The sequence below is a fragment of the Sphingobacterium siyangense genome, assembly GCF_007830445.1.
GTDB lineage: Bacteria > Bacteroidota > Bacteroidia > Sphingobacteriales > Sphingobacteriaceae > Sphingobacterium > Sphingobacterium siyangense.
Window position 1 is genome coordinate 156,232 of the sequence record NZ_VLKR01000005.1, and the last position, 18,165, is coordinate 174,396.

The 18,165-nt window shown below is 41.4% G+C and carries 8 protein-coding genes; 7 read left to right on the forward strand and 1 reads right to left on the reverse strand.

The annotated features are described in order from the left end of the window. Positions 1-14 precede the first annotated feature (14 nt). From IQ31_RS06895 to IQ31_RS06925, 7 genes are all read left to right on the forward strand, one after another. Complete coding sequence (locus IQ31_RS06895) at positions 15-3,200, forward strand: SusC/RagA family TonB-linked outer membrane protein (RefSeq protein ID WP_145327543.1); 3,186 nt, start codon at positions 15-17, stop codon at positions 3,198-3,200. A 14-nt stretch (positions 3,201-3,214) separates the two neighbouring features. Beyond that, positions 3,215-5,050: a RagB/SusD family nutrient uptake outer membrane protein gene (locus tag IQ31_RS06900; RefSeq protein WP_145327544.1), complete on the forward strand. Its 1,836-nt coding sequence runs from the start codon at positions 3,215-3,217 to the stop codon at positions 5,048-5,050. Positions 5,051-5,363: 313 nt separating this feature from the next. Next, positions 5,364-7,892: an alpha-L-arabinofuranosidase C-terminal domain-containing protein gene (locus IQ31_RS06905; protein WP_145327545.1), complete on the forward strand. Its 2,529-nt coding sequence runs from the start codon at positions 5,364-5,366 to the stop codon at positions 7,890-7,892. 15 nt (positions 7,893-7,907) lie between these two features. After that, complete coding sequence (locus IQ31_RS06910; RefSeq protein ID WP_145327546.1) at positions 7,908-10,322, forward strand: glycosyl hydrolase 115 family protein; 2,415 nt, start codon at positions 7,908-7,910, stop codon at positions 10,320-10,322. A 61-nt stretch (positions 10,323-10,383) separates the two neighbouring features. Continuing rightward, on the forward strand, positions 10,384-11,322 hold the full coding sequence (locus tag IQ31_RS06915; protein ID WP_145327547.1) for a glycoside hydrolase family 43 protein: 939 nt from the start codon (positions 10,384-10,386) through the stop codon (positions 11,320-11,322). A 237-nt stretch (positions 11,323-11,559) separates the two neighbouring features. Further along, positions 11,560-12,984, forward strand: coding sequence for a sialate O-acetylesterase (locus IQ31_RS06920; protein WP_145327548.1), 1,425 nt, complete (start codon positions 11,560-11,562; stop codon positions 12,982-12,984). A 436-nt stretch (positions 12,985-13,420) separates the two neighbouring features. Beyond that, positions 13,421-16,282 carry a glycoside hydrolase family 2 protein gene (locus IQ31_RS06925; protein ID WP_145327568.1) on the forward strand — a complete coding sequence of 954 codons (2,862 nt, stop codon included), beginning with the start codon at positions 13,421-13,423 and terminating at the stop codon, positions 16,280-16,282. 130 nt (positions 16,283-16,412) lie between these two features. Here the strand turns inward: IQ31_RS06925 and IQ31_RS06930 are convergent, their stop codons facing one another. Beyond that, positions 16,413-17,798 carry a glycoside hydrolase family 28 protein gene (locus IQ31_RS06930; protein WP_088163779.1) on the reverse strand — a complete coding sequence of 462 codons (1,386 nt, stop codon included), beginning with the start codon at positions 17,796-17,798 and terminating at the stop codon, positions 16,413-16,415. Positions 17,799-18,165 lie beyond the last annotated feature (367 nt).

Here is an 18,165-nt window from a genome sequence, read left to right on the forward strand (position 1 = left end):
CTAAGCAAAACGAAATGAGTTCGATCAACATAAATTATAAATTGGGTATTATCTTGTTTATTTCCACTTTGGGAGCGCACAGCAGTTGGGCGCAACAAGATACTGCCGCCCGCAATATACAACAACAAGGACAAGTTACTTCTGCTTATTCGGTTAAAGGTACTGTCTATGACAGCCAAACCAATAAACCCATCGCAGGTGCTCGTATAACTTACGGCAGTAACGTTGCAAAATTGACGGATAGTAAAGGAAATTTCCGCTTGGAGCTACCGGTTTCCAATGCAATTGTTGAAGTTTCTTTGGATGGATATATAGCTAAGCAGGTACCGGTACTGCTGGATAAATCAATGAAAGTGGTCCTGTACCCTGACGGGTATCGTTCTTTCTATAAAAAAACAGAGACAGTATTTGGTGATAATGGAGTTTTAAACAATACTGGCGCAGTCGATAAATTGGAACTCAATGCCTGGGAACAGAATTCTGAGACGGTCGTTAGCTATCTACAGGGCAAGCTAGCCGGAGTACAAGTAACCCGCCATTCAGGAACACCTTCTATTGGCGGAAATCTCAATATTCGCGGCTTGCAATCGCTGTATTCCAATAATCAGCCCTTATATATTGTAGACGGTATTGTGTATAATACGGAGCATTTGAGTCCTTCTATAACGACAGGACATCTCAATAATGCATTGCAGCATATTGATGTGCGCGACATTCAAGATATTACGGTATTGAAAGATGCTGTATCCGCTAATATTTATGGAGCCAAATCCTCCAATGGAGTCGTGGTCATTAATACAAACCATTCAAAAGAGTTGGCTACACAGATCGATTTGCAGGCAACAACAGGATATAATTTCCGTCCGAAACGTATTCCCGTCATGAAGTCTTATGCCTACCGAAGTTATTTGAATGACTTGTTAGCAACGAGTACGTACAGTGGTGAGGAAATTGCGAATATGCCTTTCAATAATGATAACCCAAAATTCGAAGAATATGCGAAATATCATAATGAAACGGATTGGCAGAAAGATGTGCTTAATAATACGGTCGACCAGAATTATTTTCTTCGGGTTACAGGGGGAGATAATATAGCACGGTATGCCTTGTCGGTAGGTTATAACAATGAACAGGGTGTTTTGGATAACACGAAGCAAAATCGCTATACGGCACGGTTTAACGGCGACATGAACCTGACCAAAAAATTAACTGCTCAGACCAATATCTCCATGGGTTATGGACAGCAAAGCTTGAAGGATCAGGGCTTATCACCAAAGACCAACCCTTTGTTTCTTTCGCTGATTAAGTCTCCATTTTTAAATACGCATGATATTGCTCCAGACGGCAGCATTTCACCGAATTATGCTGAAGCTGATTATTTCGGCTATTCCAATCCGATGCAAATCACACAAAATGGGATTAATAATAAAAAGGCCTATCGGTTTTTAGGTTCTTTGGTGTTCAACTATGCGTTCAATACAAATTTTAAGTTAAGTAACCTGTCTACCGTGACCTATGATAAAGCACAAGAGGACTTCTTTATTCCTAAAAAAGGAGTCGCAAAGGACACGGTAAATAATATGGAAGTTTATAGTCGTCTCGGTACGCAGGTGGCACGTTATTATTCGATTTCAAATGATTTGCGTCTGCAATATAATCAGGATCTAGGAACTCAGGGCCGATTGGAAGCTATTGGTGGAGTCCGGTACCACAAGCATGATTCGGAACAAGACTATGCACTAGGCTATAATTCGGCGACCGATCAGTTGGTCAGTATTGGTAACTCAACACCGGCATCTCGGGTTTATGGAGGGCATATCGGTAAATGGGCAAATATGACGGCCTATGCTATGGGTAATTTTAGCTGGAAGAATACTTATATCTTAAATGCATCCATATCGATGGATGGATCTTCCCGCTTTGGAGAAAATGCAAAAGGAGGCTTAAAGCTTGCAGATAAGGTATATGCAGTATTCCCGGCAGTTGGAGCTGCATGGTTATTGTCCAATGAGGATTTTTTAAAAGGAAATAGTACGATCTCATTATGGAAACTTCGGGCGAGTTATGGAATTACAGGCAATGATGATATTGGAAATTATGATGCGCGGCAGAATTACATCTCCCAGAACTTCTTAGGTGTCCAGGGACTTGTGCGCGATGGTGTTGCCAATCCTTATCTGAAATGGGAGAAAGTAGAAAAAATAAACGTTGGGACGGATCTTTCGTTGTTGAACGAACGCATCAATTTAGGCGTTGATATCTATCAAAATAGGACAAGTGATATGCTGGCTTATAATTCGGGGAATACTGTTTCGGGAATTAGTTACTACCTCTATAATAATGGTTCAATGCGTACACGAGGTATTGACTTCTCCTTGTTTGGACGTATTCTGACCGGTCCGGTCAAATGGGATGCCTCATTGACACTAAGTCACTATAAAAGTACGATCACAGATCTCCCCGAAACATCCTATACACAATATGCCGGTGGAACTTTTGTGAGCGAGAAAGGTGGCGCACCCAATGCCTTTTATGGGTACCAGTTCAACGGTGTCTATCATACCAGTGCCGAAGCTGCCGCTTCTGGACTAGCAATTTTAGATGCAACAGGTCATAAAATACCATTTCAGGCAGGAGATGGGAAGTTTACTGATCGTAACGGCGACAAGATCATTGATGATCGTGATCGAATGATCATAGGGGATCCCAATCCAGATTTGGTGGGCGGATTGAATAACAGCCTGACCTATAAAAATTGGAAATTCGGTGCATTGGTGACATTCAGCTTAGGCAATGATATTTATAACTATACACGGGCACAACTAGAGTCGGGAAGTACATTTTATAACCAGACAGAACTATTACAAAATAGATGGCGGGCGGAAGGCCAGGAAACTGATGTGCCTCGCGTTGCGCTCAACGATCCAATGGGAAATAGTCGATTTTCAAATCGATGGATAGAAGATGGTTCATATGTTCGGCTTCGTCAGCTTTCCGTTGAGTACGGTATTCCAGTAAATAAACGTATCATCAAATATGTCCGTCTATATGGTACTGCCAATAACGTGTTGACTTTTAGTAAGTATTTAGGTTATGATCCTGAATTTGCACAGTCTGCTGATGTTTTTCATCAGGGGGTTGATGTGACGTTGGAACCCATTGTTCGCTCTGTGCAGCTGGGATTGAGGATCGGTTTATAAAAATTTAATATACTATGTTTATCACATACAGAAAATATTCGAAATACTCACTCTGGGCCTTATTGGCCTGTAGCCTCTCTTTTACATCTTGTAAGAAAGCATTGGATTTCTCGCCCGAGGATAAATTGGACAGTTCAAAAATGTACAATACGCTTGCCGATGCTGATGCGGTAGTGCTTGGGATTTATGGACAAGTAGCTGGGCTAGGTGAACGTTATATTGTCCTGAACGAATTAAGGGCCGATCTCATGGACGTTACACAAAATGCAAATCCCTATTTGCAGCAAGTTTCCAATCATGAAGTAGCAGAAGATAATCCTTATGCAGATCCATCTGCTTTTTATAAAATTATCTTCAATTGTAATGATGCCTTGAAGAACTTCAAGGTGATGGAGCGGCAGGGGAAGCTGAGCAATACCGAATTCAATCAGCGTTATTCTGACCTCGCTATGCTACGTGCATGGTTGTATTTACAATTAGGGATTCACTTTGGAAATGTCCCCTATGTGAAAAATACCATTGAAAGTGTTGACGAGATTAAAAGTTTGGAGAACTATCCGAAAACAACTTTCGATAATTTGGTTGATTCTCTCATTAGTGACACAAAAGACCTGCCTTATCAGGATCCGTACGCCTACCCAACAGGTAGCACATTGGTTTTTACGACAGATGGCGCGAGCACACAGAAGGTGTTTATCAGCAAGGCTCATGTCCTGGGCGAACTTTATCTTTGGAAAGGAAACTACTATGAAGCGGCAAAGAGTTATAAGCGATTGCTGTCTGCTGAAGACAATAACAGTAATATTGATTATCTGTTCAATTTCAACCGTATTGGCTGGAGCTACTTTAATGTGAGTTTTGCAAGAGCCCAGGAGGGGGCATCTTTGGTAAATTCTTTAACAGCAGGGTGGCGAAGTATGTTTGCGCTATCGAACACGGTACGGGAATGGAATTCCGAATGGAACTGGTCTATTCCATACCATAACTCTTTTGCTCCTGGAAATCCTTTTATAGATTTATTTTCTAAGTCAGGTAACTATGCACTTAAGCCCTCTCAAAAGGTGATTGATTTATGGAATTCACAGACCAATAATGCGGGTATTCCCTGGGATCCCCGGAGTAAGCTATCTTATGAAGTTGCTGCAAATGGTGATCCTGTGATTACAAAATTTACGGATAATTCAGGGGATTTATTGAGCTTGTTAAATAAAGGCGGTCGTTGGAATATCAATCGAGCCGCAGGGGCGCATCTTCGCTTTGCAGAGGCCGCCAATCGGGATGGTCAGGGCCGTTTGGCCTATGCATTGGCAAACTGGGGGCTAATCAGTACCTTTTATTATGGCGCGTTTACGAGTGCAGGAACAATTGCTCCGGGCAATTTTTTTGAATTGGAATCCGAAATAACTTATGAAGGATTTGGAACGAATCGGACCACTTTTGCTGAATCCTCGCCCTATTATTTTGATGCACGCGACAATGCGAGTATCGTACGTGGGGTTTGGTATCGGAATTCGGGAATCCGTGGACGGGCTACCATGCCGCGTTGGCAATTCTCAGGCATTGAATATGGTCCGGGTACAGTAAGTGGTTACGGAAGCATGATGACCGCTTTTAATGTACCGCAAGCTGATCTGGAGGATAAGATCGTCGAAGAATCTGCTCTTGAGTTAGCCTTCGAAGGCGAACGTTGGTCAGATCTGATGCGTATAGCAAAACGCCGTCATGACCCCGCTTTCCTAGCCGATAAAGTCTATGAGAAATTGCTGAAAGCAAATAACCCGAAAGCTGGAGCAGTACGTAGCAAGTTAATGGATATGAACAATTGGTATTTACCTTTTAAATTGCGGTAAACCTGATATACGTTTGGATTATTGATTTAATGGTTAAAGGTCTGCTTTGTGCAGGCCTTTTTCTTTGATGTTGACCATGAGACAGCAGGATAGTGAATTCGAAACTCTTTAATATCATTGTGTGGAGATATTGCTCTTTAGCGGTAATCGATACTTACTAGGCTCTATCAACAGCTCATTCAAATCGTGTGTTTATCGTGAGACGAGTATGTTATCGTAACATGTCAATGACAGTGCAATCTTTTGATAATGCCATTTGTATGTTATAAGTGTAATTTTTACATTTATGTGTACTTCTGATTAATTATAACCAATGGAACGAGTTTCTTTAAGATTTAGAATCTACTATTTTTTTCTGGCAAAAGCGATCTGCTTTTTTTGTCTATTTTGGATTTTCAATACGCCTGCATATGCCTATAGCAGCGGGACTTCTGAACTGGATTCGGCTTATTTCTTTGCTTATGCGAAAGAAAAGAATGCTGGCAGAGAAGGGCTATTATATGCCTGGAGTTTGGATGGTAAGCAATGGAACTCCATCGGGACAGAACTTGCCTTTGTAAAGTCAGATTATGGACGCTGGGGATCAGAAAAACGGATGATAAATCCTGTATTGTTTCCTCGAACTGGAGGCGGCTGGTCCTGTGCGTGGCAATTAAGTCCTGAAAGTGACGGTCCTTATGCATATACTTTTACATCCGATTTTTTCAATTGGGGCAGACAAGATTATTTTGTTGCATTAAATGATTTGGATAAATCAGTGGTATCTTTTGTAAAAAACAGTTTATTGACTCGTGATAATATCTCCATAAATGGCGAAAGTTTACGTGGAACCAAGTTGAAAGTTTCATGGTCTGTTATTAAAGAATTAATCAAGCATTATGATCTCGCGCTGCTTAAGCAAAAACAATGGTCCGAACGAAGCGTTGACGATGGCGCCCGCTTCCCTGGCCTAAAGCCATTGGATGTCAAATTAACGCCGAAGGTAGGGCAAACCAAGTCCATCAGTGATATGTTGGTGGGTGTTTTTTTTGAAGATATTAATTATGCCGCAGATGGAGGCCTCTATGCGGAATTGATTCAAAATAGAGATTTTGAATATAAATTGAGCGATAAACAAGGGCGTGACAAAAATTGGAACGCGAAAACTGCTTGGCGTATGGATGGCTCGGGACAATTTCATATTGACAGCATCAATCCAATTCATCCTAATAATAAACATTATGCGAGATTGCAGGGTGAAGGCATCCTCAGAAATATAGGCTACGATGGCATTGCCTTGAATAAGAACGAACGCTATGATCTTTCGTTTTTCGGAAGGGGCACTGTTGGTAAAGTACCTAAACTAAAGATCCGGATAAGTACAAAAGACGGAAAAATCCTCGATGAGAAATCCGTAATTGTTGACAGCAAAAACTGGAAAAAATATCAATTGGTATTGACATCCAATGCGACCTGTAAGGATGCTGTGTTGGAATTTGTATTTACCGATCAACAACAATTGGATTTGGATCTGATTTCTTTATTCCCTCAGCATACATTTAAGGGCCGTAAGAATGGATTACGGAAGGATATGGCCGAGGCTATAGCTGCATTGAATCCCCGTTTTGTCCGTTTTCCGGGTGGCTGTTTAGCACATGGGGATGGAATTGAAAATATCTACCATTGGTCTAATACTGTAGGGCCGCTGGAAAGCCGTATGCCACAGCGTAACATGTGGGGATATCATCAAACCGTGGGCTTGGGGTATTACGAGTATTTTCAATTTTGTGAAGACATCGGTGCCTATGCTGTTCCAGTAGTGGCGGCCGGTGTACCCTGCCAAAATTCGGGTGCTCATGGTCACCCATTGGGTGGACAACAATGTGGTATCCCAATGGAAGATATGGATGACTATATCCAGGAAGTACTGAATCTGATTGAATGGGCCAATGGCGATAAAAATAGTACCTGGGGAAAGGTACGAGCTGCCGCGGGGCACCCCGAACCATTTCATCTAAAATACATTGGTGTTGGTAACGAAGATTTAATATCGAATGTTTTTGAGGAGCGTTTTACCATGATCTATAACGCTATCCGTGCAAAATATCCCGAAATACAGGTTATTGGAACGGCAGGGCCATTTTTTGAGGGAACAGACTATGTAGAAGGTTGGAAAATTGCCGATAAATTGAATGTACCCATTATGGACGAACACTATTATCAGACACCGGGCTGGTTTATTCATAATCAAGACTTCTATGATAAATATGATCGCAGCAAATCACAGGTGTATTTGGGCGAATACGCTGCCCATATTCATGGACGGGCGAGTACCTTGGAAGTTGCATTGGCTGAAGCGGCATATCTCACGGCATTGGAAAGAAATGGTGACGTTGTTAAGATGGCCTCTTATGCGCCATTGTTAGCCAAAGATGGCTATACGCAATGGCGCCCCGATCTTATTTATTTCTCCAATACCGATATAAATTTAACACCATCCTATTATGTACAGCAATTATTTGGGCGTAATAACGGAACCGAATATATTCCAGTAGAAGCAGTTTATGCCAATGCTGACGTTGAGGTACATAAGCGCGTGGCATTTTCTATTGTTAAAGATCCGAAAGATCAATCGCTCATTGTAAAACTGGTTAATATTTTGCCAGTTGCGGTCAATATACAATTGGAATTGGATCAACTCCATTTGAAGGGTGATACAGCTCTTGTCGCTCAGTTGGCGGGGAAATTGGACAGTAAAACGGCAAAACCCGAAGAAAAGACCGTGTCCGTTGACAAGCTTAAAAACCAACAATTACCGCCTTATTCGTTAACGGTCATCCGAATTCAGTCGGGTGCAAAATAGCCTCATTCAATTCATATGATATATCCAGCTTTGCAGAAGAAGTCTATTTTAGTTTTTATAAACCTCTGTTTGACAATTGTGCCCTTGTTTGCCGGCTCAGGCTTCAATCTGATCAAAAATAATCGGGCTGCGGATGTTTATTATGGTGGAAGAAATCCTATCATTGAAACCGCTTTGGAACTTTTGGATGCAGATGCACAACAAGTTGGTCAATCTGCTTTTAAACGAATCGACAATGCTGATCCTGGGGCGATTATCGTTGGAGAATTGCATGATCCAATAATTGGCAAATTGATAAAAGATTATCATATCCGTCTTCCTGAAATGGAAGGTCAATGGGAAATGTTTTGTTTGAAGGTGATTCCAATAGAAAAAGTGCCGACACTTTTAGTGATAGGATCTGATGCTAGAGGTACGGCATATGGAGTGATGGAAATTTCTAGAAAATTGGGCGTTTCTCCATGGAGTTGGTGGGCAGATGTGGTTCCCCTTAAAAAATCAACAATTTCTCTGCCCGTCGATTTTGAAGACAAGCAATTTCCTAAAGTGCAATTCCGGGGAATTTTTTTAAATGATGAGGACTGGGGATTAACACCTTGGAGCAGCAAAACCTATGAACCCGAAGCAAAGTTAGATGCAGGAATTGATCCAGCCAAAACAAAAAAAATGGCGACGATAGGGCCTAAGACCTATGCACGTATTTTTGAGCTGTTATTAAGGCTGCGGGCTAATTCAATTTGGCCAGCAATGCATGAAGTAACTGTTCCTTTCTATTTTGTCCGGGGAAATCGCGAAATGGCCGAAAAATATGGAATATATATCGGCTCATCTCATTGTGAACCCCTCGCTCGAAACAGTGCGACGGAATGGGATATCGTAGGTCGGGGGCCCTATAATTATTTGACAAATAAAAATGAGATTGTTGATTATTGGTCCAATCGACTCAAAACACTGGGGCAATCCCATAACATATTTACACTGGGTATGCGTGGGAAACACGATGGAGCAATGGAAGGCGTCAAAACAACTGCAGCTTATAAAGATGCGATCAATAAGGTCATTAAAGATCAAACGGATCTGTTGAAAAAATATGTCAATGCAGACCCCGCGCAGATTCCTCAGGTTGTTATACCTTATAAAGAGGTATTGGACGTGTATAGGGCCGGTATGGATCTTCCTGACTATACAACACTGATGTGGTGTGACGATAATTATGGTTATATCACCCACTTCCCAAATCCGATAGAAAGAAAAAGATCGGGTGGTAATGGACTGTATTATCATGTTTCCTATTGGGGACGACCACATGATTATCTTTGGTTGTCGACCATGAGTCCGGCGCTGATTTACCAGCAGCTTAATACAGCTTATCAACATGATGTTAAAAAAATGTGGATTGTCAATGTTGGGGATATTAAGCCTGCTGAATATCAGATTGAACTCCTGATGGACATGGCCTGGGATATGGACCAGGTACAGAAAATAGGCATCTACCAGCATCTGAATCAATTTTTGCAACGGGAATTTGGACATCGTTTGGCGAAGAAGATCGTGCCGATTATGCAGGAACATTATCGGTTGGCTCATATTCGAAAACCTGAGTTTATGGGAAATACACGTACGGAAGAAAAAGATCCAGCCTATAAAATTGTGAAAGACCTACCTTGGTCCGAACAGCAGATTAAAAAGCGATTGGTGCAGTATAAACATATTCAAGATGCAGCCACCGCAATTGAGGCTTCAGTCCCGTTGGATCGCAAGGATGCATATTTTGAATTAGTGCTGTATCCGGTTGTTGCAGCGGCAAAGATGAATGAAAAGCACCTTTATGCGCAGTTGGCACGTCATGGCAAAGCTGAATGGCAAAAAAGCCACGATGCGTATGATAAAATCGTTTCCTTAACTGCGCAATACAATGCCTTGAATAAAGGAAAGTGGAAGGGGATAATGGATTATAAACCCAGAAACCTTGCCGTTTTCGATAAGATTATAGAAGAGAAAGCGGTTGCTCCACTGGCCAATAATGATCAGCCCGTCAAGCGGATTCCTGGTAGAGATCTAAAAGGCTCAATAGGATATGAAGGTTTGGGGTATGAAGGGCAGGCCGGAGCTATCCCATTGGATGTAGAAGCCAGTTATCCGCTCAAAGGGCTCAAGGGCGATTCTGTTACCGTTGTCATCCACTTACTGCCTACACACCCGGTCTCTTCAGATGATTTGCGTTTTGAAGTTTCTTTGGGGCAACAGCGTTCGCCTGCCATTTCTTATAAAACAATTGGACGAAGTGAGGAGTGGAAAGAGAATGTCTTGCGCAACCAGGCCATTCGAACGATTAAATTTAAGATAGCTTCATTGCAACAGGACATATTGCGTATCAAAGCGCTTGATGAGGGCGTAGTGGTCGATGAAGTAACACTATATTTGGATTAAAGTATTCGTTTCCTGCTCTATAATGGAAACTCGTTATAGACTTATTCATAAGATTATAAAAATGAAAAAACAATTTCTAGTCACGCTCCTCGTTATTTTAACTTGCCTCGTTAAGGCACAATCTTCTGTCTACCTTTTCTCTTATTTTATAGGTAATGGTGCTGACGGACTGCATCTTGCTTATAGTTTGGATGGTCTGAAATGGGAACCCTTGAATCAGGGAAGACCTTTCTTAATACCAACGGTCGGAAAAGATAGGCTGATGCGTGATCCCAGTATTTGCCAAGGCCCTGATGGCACCTTTCACCTTGTATGGACAACGGGTTGGTGGGATAAAATTATCGGATATTCTTCTTCCAAAGATCTTGTACATTGGACCGAACAAAAAGAAATTCCAGTCATGGTAGATGAACCTGATGCGAAAAATGCATGGGCTCCAGAGCTTTTTTACGACAAGGCGACGAAGGAATATTATATCATTTGGGCCACGACGATCCCTGGTCGACATAAAGAGGTAAAGACCAGCGACAGTGAGAAAGGCTTAAACCATCGGATGTATAACGTCACGACAAAGGATTTTAAACGTTTTTCAAAAACCAAGTTATATTTTGATCCCGAATTTAGTGTCATCGATGCGGCCATTATACAAAAAGGTAATAAGGAATACATGATGGTGTTGAAAAATGAAAATTCTAACCCACCTGAGAAAAATATTCGGATCACAACAACAAAGCGTTTAGCGAAAGGATTTCCGACGACTGTCTCTAAGCCGATTACAGGAAATTATTGGGCGGAGGGGCCTGCTCCGCTGCAGGTTGGGGAGTATATATATGTATATTTTGATAAATACCGCGACCACAAATATGGAGCTGTACGAAGCAAAGACGGCATCAACTGGGAAGATGTCTCCGATCGGGTGAGCTTTCCGAAGGGAGTACGTCATGGAACTGCTTTTACGATAAATCAAACGGTTTTATCAAATCTGTTAAAAGCAAACTGATAGCCTTGTTAATTATTGACAGGCTATCGTATTATGCTATAGGGTGAAACAGTGAAGTACAGGTTGCATATCGATAAATAGATGCTTAATTTCATTGCATGAGTTCGGCACTGAATCCGAATATATGCAGACATAGATAAATATTATTTAAGGGATAGTCATGACGGTTTTTCTATGCCAAGCCGCTGATTGAACGTTCCTCTTGGTTTTAAGAATAGACAATTCAATAAAAATAGCATGAAGAAAATCCTCTTTTCCTTTATTTTGGCAGGTATTGCGTTCAGTACACAGGCTAAAGTCACATTACCACATGTTTTTGGATCGAATATGGTTCTTCAGCAAGGAAAACCAGTGGTGGTATGGGGGCATGCGGATCCTCAGGAGAAGATTGAAGTCAGATTGAAAGGTTTGATAAGGAAAACAGTGGCCGATCAAAAAGGAGCATGGCGTGTTACCTTTACTGCTCAAAAAGCAAGTTTTGATGCATTTACTATGGAAGTAAAGGGAGATAATACCATTTTGCTGAAAAATGTTGTTGTGGGTGAAGTTTGGCTATGTTCAGGGCAGTCTAATATGGAGTATACGATGCAGTTACATAAGGGTTATAAGAAGCCTGCGGTTGGAGTTGATCGGGCTGAGGAAGAATTGCGACAACCTGGAAATCCGAAAATTCGGTTATTCCTTGTTGCCAAAAAGAAAGGGCAGCAGGACGATGTGGAAACTAAAGGGTGGGAAGTAGCGGATCCGAATTCACTCGCGCAATTTTCGGCTCCGGGTTATTTCTTTGGAAAGACCCTGCAACAACAGCTGAACGTTCCCGTGGGATTGATCAGCTCATCTTGGGGAGGTAGTAGGATAGAGCCCTGGACACCCTTGGAAGCCTATCAAAACTCCAGCACTTTTAAACAGGAAACCCGAAATGGGGAAACGAATATTGAGCATGCTGTTGCCGGAGAAATGTATGAAGCGATGATCCGTCCATTGGCGCCTTTTGCGATGAAAGGATTTATCTGGTATCAAGGTGAAAGCAATCTGATGTTTGAGGATGCTCGTTACTATGCAAAACAGAAATTGCTGATCGATACCTGGCGTAAAAACTGGAAGGACAAAAATATGCCTTTTTACTATGTTCAGATTGCCCCTTATTATTATAGTAAAAGAAAGGATAAAACACAGCATCATGTAGAGGCGTTGCCTTGGTTTTGGGAGATTCAGACAAAATGCATGAACATTAAAAATTCGGGAATGGCTGTAGTCACTGATTTGGTCGACGACCTATCTGACATACACCCCTCCTATAAATGGGAAGTAGGACGTCGCTTGGCATTATGGCCACTGGCATTTGACTATGGTCAAAAGAATATTGTTTTTTCAGGACCACAATATAAGAGTAAAAAGATAGTCGGAAATAACGTAATCCTGAACTTTAAGCATGTTGGCAGCGGATTGCAATGTAAAGGCGATCAATTGACCTGGTTTGAGGTTGCTGGAGCAGATGGTAAATTTGTACCTGCAGAAGCAAAAATTGAAGGTGATCATGTCGTTGTATCCGCTGCTTCGGTAAGGTCACCAAAACAGGTACGCTTTGGTTGGCATGAAACAGCGCGTCCCAATTTTTTTAATAAGGAAGGATTGCCTACTTTACCTTTTAGAACGGAGTAGTGTATTTCTGAGACCTTTCTTTCGAAATATTCACGCTTTTATAATGATCAAATTGTAATGCTGTTGCCATCTTAAGAAAAGGGATTGTTATAAAAAAAGGTTTTCAAACGGGGAGAATGAAAACCTTTAAAATAACCAATTAATCCTAAATTTATGATAAAAAATATGATACTATTTTACTGGCTTTCCTTTGCTATAACAGCTTTTTTTATCTAAATCATACCAAAAGTAGGCACCGTCTAAATTGGGAAATAACCAATTTAATACAGCAAGTTTAGGTATACCGAATGAATTTGTCATCCTGTGCTGTTCTGTCTCGACAGTATCGCAGGGGGTGAATGCCGATATCGGCAACATAACCATACAGGTAAGTTCAGGATACTTAAGTGTCCTGAACTTTTTATTTTAGAGGTTTGCTAATTCAATGAATAAACCTATGCTTAAAATTCGAATTGTCTTCTTTGCTTTGCTATACGTTATGATGGCACATAGTGCCTCAGCACAAACGATGAAGCAAATACGCTATCTCTCAGGAACGGACAACGTTCATACGGTCAATTGGGACTTCTGGGTAACTGGGGGACGTAAGGCTGGAAAATGGGATAAGATTGCGGTTCCCGGTCATTGGGAACAACAGGGATTTGGGGCTTATAACTATGGTCGGGACTATGTGACCTATGGCAAGAATTTCATCTTTCACGATGAGAAAGGTTTGTACCGGCATCAATTTACTGTTCCAAAAAACTGGAAAGGTAAAAAAATAAGCCTTGTGTTTGAAGGTTCGATGACAGATACCGAAGTTAAGATCAACGGTAAGCTGGCTGGAGATATCCACCAAGGTGCTTTCTATCAGTTTAAGTACGATGTCACCGAGAAGATCAGCTTTGACAAGGCCAATATATTGGAAGCGACTGTATCAAAAATGTCATCTGATAAATCTGTTAACAATGCGGAGCGCCTTGCAGATTATTGGATTTTAGGCGGTATTTATAGACCTGTATACCTCGAGGCGACACCACAAGAGCATATCAGTTGGACAGCTATCGACGCCAAAGCAGATGGAACTTTTCGAAGCAACGTGCATTTAGAAAGTTTGTCTAAAGCCACAAATCTACAGGTGGAGATCAAAGATCTGAAGGGCAACGTGATCGCAAATCAGAAGTTTCCGATTATGGCGAAAGATTCGGTAAAATTGATCGAAATGAAAGTGGAAAAACCGTTATTGTGGACAGCGGAGACGCCAAACTTGTATCAGGTCACGTACACCCTATGGGATGGGAAGAATAAAGGATATCAATCTCAAGATCGTTTTGGTTTCCGGACGATCGAAGTTCGAGAAGGAGATGGTATCTATGTCAATGGTGTAAAAGTGAAGATGAAAGGTGTCAACCGTCATGTATGGTGGCCCGAAACTGGACGATCTGTGAACGCACAATTGGATCTGAATGATGTTAAACTGATCAAAGAAATGAACATGAATGCGGTACGCTGTTCACATTATCCGCCAGATAGATCGTTTTTGGCCTATTGCGATTCATTGGGCTTATATGTTTTGGATGAATTGGCCGGATGGCAGAAGGCATATAGCACTGTTGTGGGTAAAAAGCTAGTGCGAGAAATGGTTATCCGAGATGCCAATCATCCTTCCATTATACTTTGGAGTAATGGCAATGAAGGCGGGCATAATAAAGAACTTGTTGATGAGTATAAAAAATATGATCTTTCGGCAAGAACGGTAATCCATGCACATCATAGACCTGGGAACGCCATCAATGGAATCGATTGCAACCATTATGAAGACTTTTATTCAACAAAAAAAATTCTGGAAGGGCCAAACATTTACATGCCGACTGAATTTCTCCATGCACAGGACGATGGCGGCGCCGCAGCAGGATTAGCAGATATATGGGAGTTGCACTGGAATGCCAAATTAGGTGCAGGCGGATTTATTTGGGATTTTGCAGATGAAGGTATCGTGCGTACAGATTTCAACAATGTGATTGATGTCAACCGCGTAAATGCCCCCGATGGAATCCTTGGGCCACATCGCGAAAAAGAGGGAAGTTTCTATGCTATTCGGGAAATCTATTCACCTGTACATATTACGATGAAGAAATTACCTGCCGACTTCAATGGAACTATTCCGGTGGAAAATCGTTATCACTTTACCGACCTAAAAGATTGCAGGTTTGAGGGTAAATTGATTACTTATAAACAGCCCTATGCCGAAGAAGCGGGGGTGGACTCGGTGTTGAATCTAAAGATAAATAGTCCTGTATTGGCTCCGACTCAAAAAGGAAACGTGCGGTTGAATTTACCGAGCGATTGGAAACAATATGATGCACTAATATTGATGGCAACTGACTCACATGGGGAGGAAATTTATACTTGGACATGGCGTATAAAATCCAATCAGGCTCTTACAGCTGAAATTCTACCTTTAAAATCTTCTACCGATGTTGAAGCGAAAGAGGACAGTGTAAATTATATTCTCAAGGCAAACGGAATAACAGCTTTTATCTCCAAAAAAACAGGATTATTGGTTGATCTGGCCAATGATTATAGCATGAAATTAGCTTTTAATAATGGCCCGGTGCTTATTGATGGACAGTCGGAGATGAAAAGTGCTAAACGTTGGCAGGATGGAAAAAATGAAGTTGTTGAGTTTATGTTTGATGGCAATCTAAGTTTTATCCGTTGGACGATGCGGCCAGACGGCTGGTTGAAACTTGATTATGCTTACAATATGAAAAAAACAGTGCCTTATGCCGGAGTAAGCTTCAACTTTCCTGAAAACTATATTATTGGGGCCAAATGGCTCGGTAATGGACCGTATCGCGTATGGAAGAATAGGATGCAAGGTGTCACCCTAAATACATGGGAAAAAATGTACAATGATGGAAAAGCCGGTATTGGTCCATGGGCATTTCCTGAATTTAAAGGCTACTTCTCCGATGTTAGCTGGGTACAATTCAATACAGTGCAAGGCAAGTTTTTGGTCGCAACAGATCAGGAAGATTTATTTGTGCGATTGTTCGAGTTTTACGGAATTTCCGGTCCTAAAGGATATCCGCAATTGCCGTCTGGAGATATTTCCTTTTTAGATGCTATTCCCCCTATTGGAACAAAACTGGCATTGGGAATTAATGGAAATGCTGCCGTGAATGGACCCGCGGGTGAGCTTAATCAAATGGATAAAAGGATTAACCGGACACTTTATTTTTACTTTGGGACCCCAAAAGGCGAAAAAGAAAATACACAATTTGTGATGCCTAAGGTTAATGTGTTGACTGATTAAAAGAATAATGCATAAAAAAAGGGCTTTTCTATGTTAATAGAAAAGCCCTTTTTTTATGGCGTAACCCTAATAGTATGTATTCTTTTCCATAATGCTTATTTAGGTTTCTTGAACCCAAAAAGGTTGTGCTTTATTCACTTTTATCACTATTCGTGTAGGAAAAATCATTGACGTATTTATTTTGAATAGCAGTTGATGTCGTTTTTTTAAGATGTACATCCTTCAATCGTATGGTCTGAATTGGAAGTTCGGGATTACCATTGATCTTCGAGACAAACTGACCTACTTCAGCTTTAATGTGGGAAAGATAGACATTCGTTATTGGAGTCAGTTTTTTTACTTTGGTTGGTACCAGGTTGCGCCATTGATAGAGCACATCCGTATCTATTCCAAGTATACCTTCCTTTACGTTTTGGGCTTTGATCTTTGAAAAATAAATGTTTTTAACGTAACCGCCCATTCGTTCATTGGTTTTGATGAAAAGTAGATGCATGAGCTTCTCATTCGGCAGTACTGTGCAATTGTTTACGTAAATATTTTCAATCCCTCCCGAGAGTTCACTTCCAACGGCAAGGAGCTGGTGACCGTCACGGATCTCGCAATTACGGATCACAATATTCTTTGTTGGCGTTTTCAACCGCCAGCCTTCGGGATTTCTACCCGACTTCAAGGCAATAGCATCATCCCCCTGGTCAAATACACAATTTTCAATCAATACATTCTGACTCATTTCTGGGTCAATTCCATCATTGTTATGCCCATGGGCGTAGATGTCGATGCCACGGATAAGCGCATCTTTCGTTAGGTAGAGATGCAAGGTCCAAAAAGGACTGTTTCGGATCTTGATATCTTCGACCCTCACATGTTGGCAACGGTTAAATTGAATAAACTGAGGTCTAAGGTTAGATGTGTCGTTGACCATGAGACGCTGTTCCACAGGCATCCCTTCTTGTGCCCAATTATAGAGATTTTTGATGCTTTCCATGTGCGGCTTTGGTCTCGGAAACCATTTCTCCCAAACAGTCAGATCTGCTTTTATGGTTCCCTTACCGGTAATGGCAACATTTGTCGCTTCGTATGCATAGATCAATGGCGAATAATTATAGCACTCAAGCCCTTCCCAGCTACTGTGAACAGCAGGTAAATAGTCTTTCGGGTCGCCCGAAAATAATAAGGTTGCTCCTGCACTGACATGTAAGTTAACATTGCTCTTTAGGTGTATTGCCTTGGTTGACCATTCTCCAGGAGGAATAATGATATTGCCACCCGATGTTGTCGCTAGCGCAATTGCCTTCGCGATTGCTGTGGTAGTACTTTCCTTGTCACCCTGACGTGCACCAAAATCGCGGATATCGTAGTTTTTACAATGCTCGAAATTTGGGACCTTAAATACTGGGATTTCAAAAGGAGCTTTGATTTTAATATCGTCTTGGTTGATCTTGCTGATCTGCGCGACGCTCAATCGAGTAAAAGCGATCGATAGTAAAATAAAGGCGAAGATTGATTTATATTTCATGTTAATAATTATTTCATGAGCACGCAAGCTCGGTTTGTGTTTTTTAAGGCCATATGGAATATCCAGTTTATTTTTCATCAGGAGGTCCTAAGCAATTGGTTAAAAACAATAAAGACTAAAAATAAGGAACAATCAAGGGGGAACCTAATTTTACCAAGCAGGACAGTACAAGGTGGTTTGGATATATTTTCTTAAGGATAAGGTATCACCAAATCCATATCAACTCCTGACTGCAAGCGGATTGTTAAAAAGGTGAGTGCATGGTGAATCAACCTCTAAAAGGTGGACTCAACGTGGACTCACTGTGCACTCAACGTGGTTACAGTTAGGAGTTGGTCATAAGTTGGTGTGGCGTTGGAGTTGAGAA

Bases quoted from the DNA above. Each gene is read 5' to 3' on its own strand.
- IQ31_RS06920 (WP_145327548.1), top strand. From the start codon at position 11,560: ATGAAGAAAATCCTCTTTTCCTTTATTTTGGCAGGTATTGCGTTCAGT.
- IQ31_RS06910 (WP_145327546.1), top strand. From the start codon at position 7,908: ATGATATATCCAGCTTTGCAGAAGAAGTCTATTTTAGTTTTTATAAAC.
- IQ31_RS06925 (WP_145327568.1), top strand. From the start codon at position 13,421: ATGCTTAAAATTCGAATTGTCTTCTTTGCTTTGCTATACGTTATGATG.
- IQ31_RS06915 (WP_145327547.1), top strand. From the start codon at position 10,384: ATGAAAAAACAATTTCTAGTCACGCTCCTCGTTATTTTAACTTGCCTC.
- IQ31_RS06895 (WP_145327543.1), top strand. From the start codon at position 15: ATGAGTTCGATCAACATAAATTATAAATTGGGTATTATCTTGTTTATT.
- IQ31_RS06930 (WP_088163779.1), bottom strand. From the start codon at position 17,798: ATGAAATATAAATCAATCTTCGCCTTTATTTTACTATCGATCGCTTTT.
- IQ31_RS06900 (WP_145327544.1), top strand. From the start codon at position 3,215: ATGTTTATCACATACAGAAAATATTCGAAATACTCACTCTGGGCCTTA.
- IQ31_RS06905 (WP_145327545.1), top strand. From the start codon at position 5,364: ATGGAACGAGTTTCTTTAAGATTTAGAATCTACTATTTTTTTCTGGCA.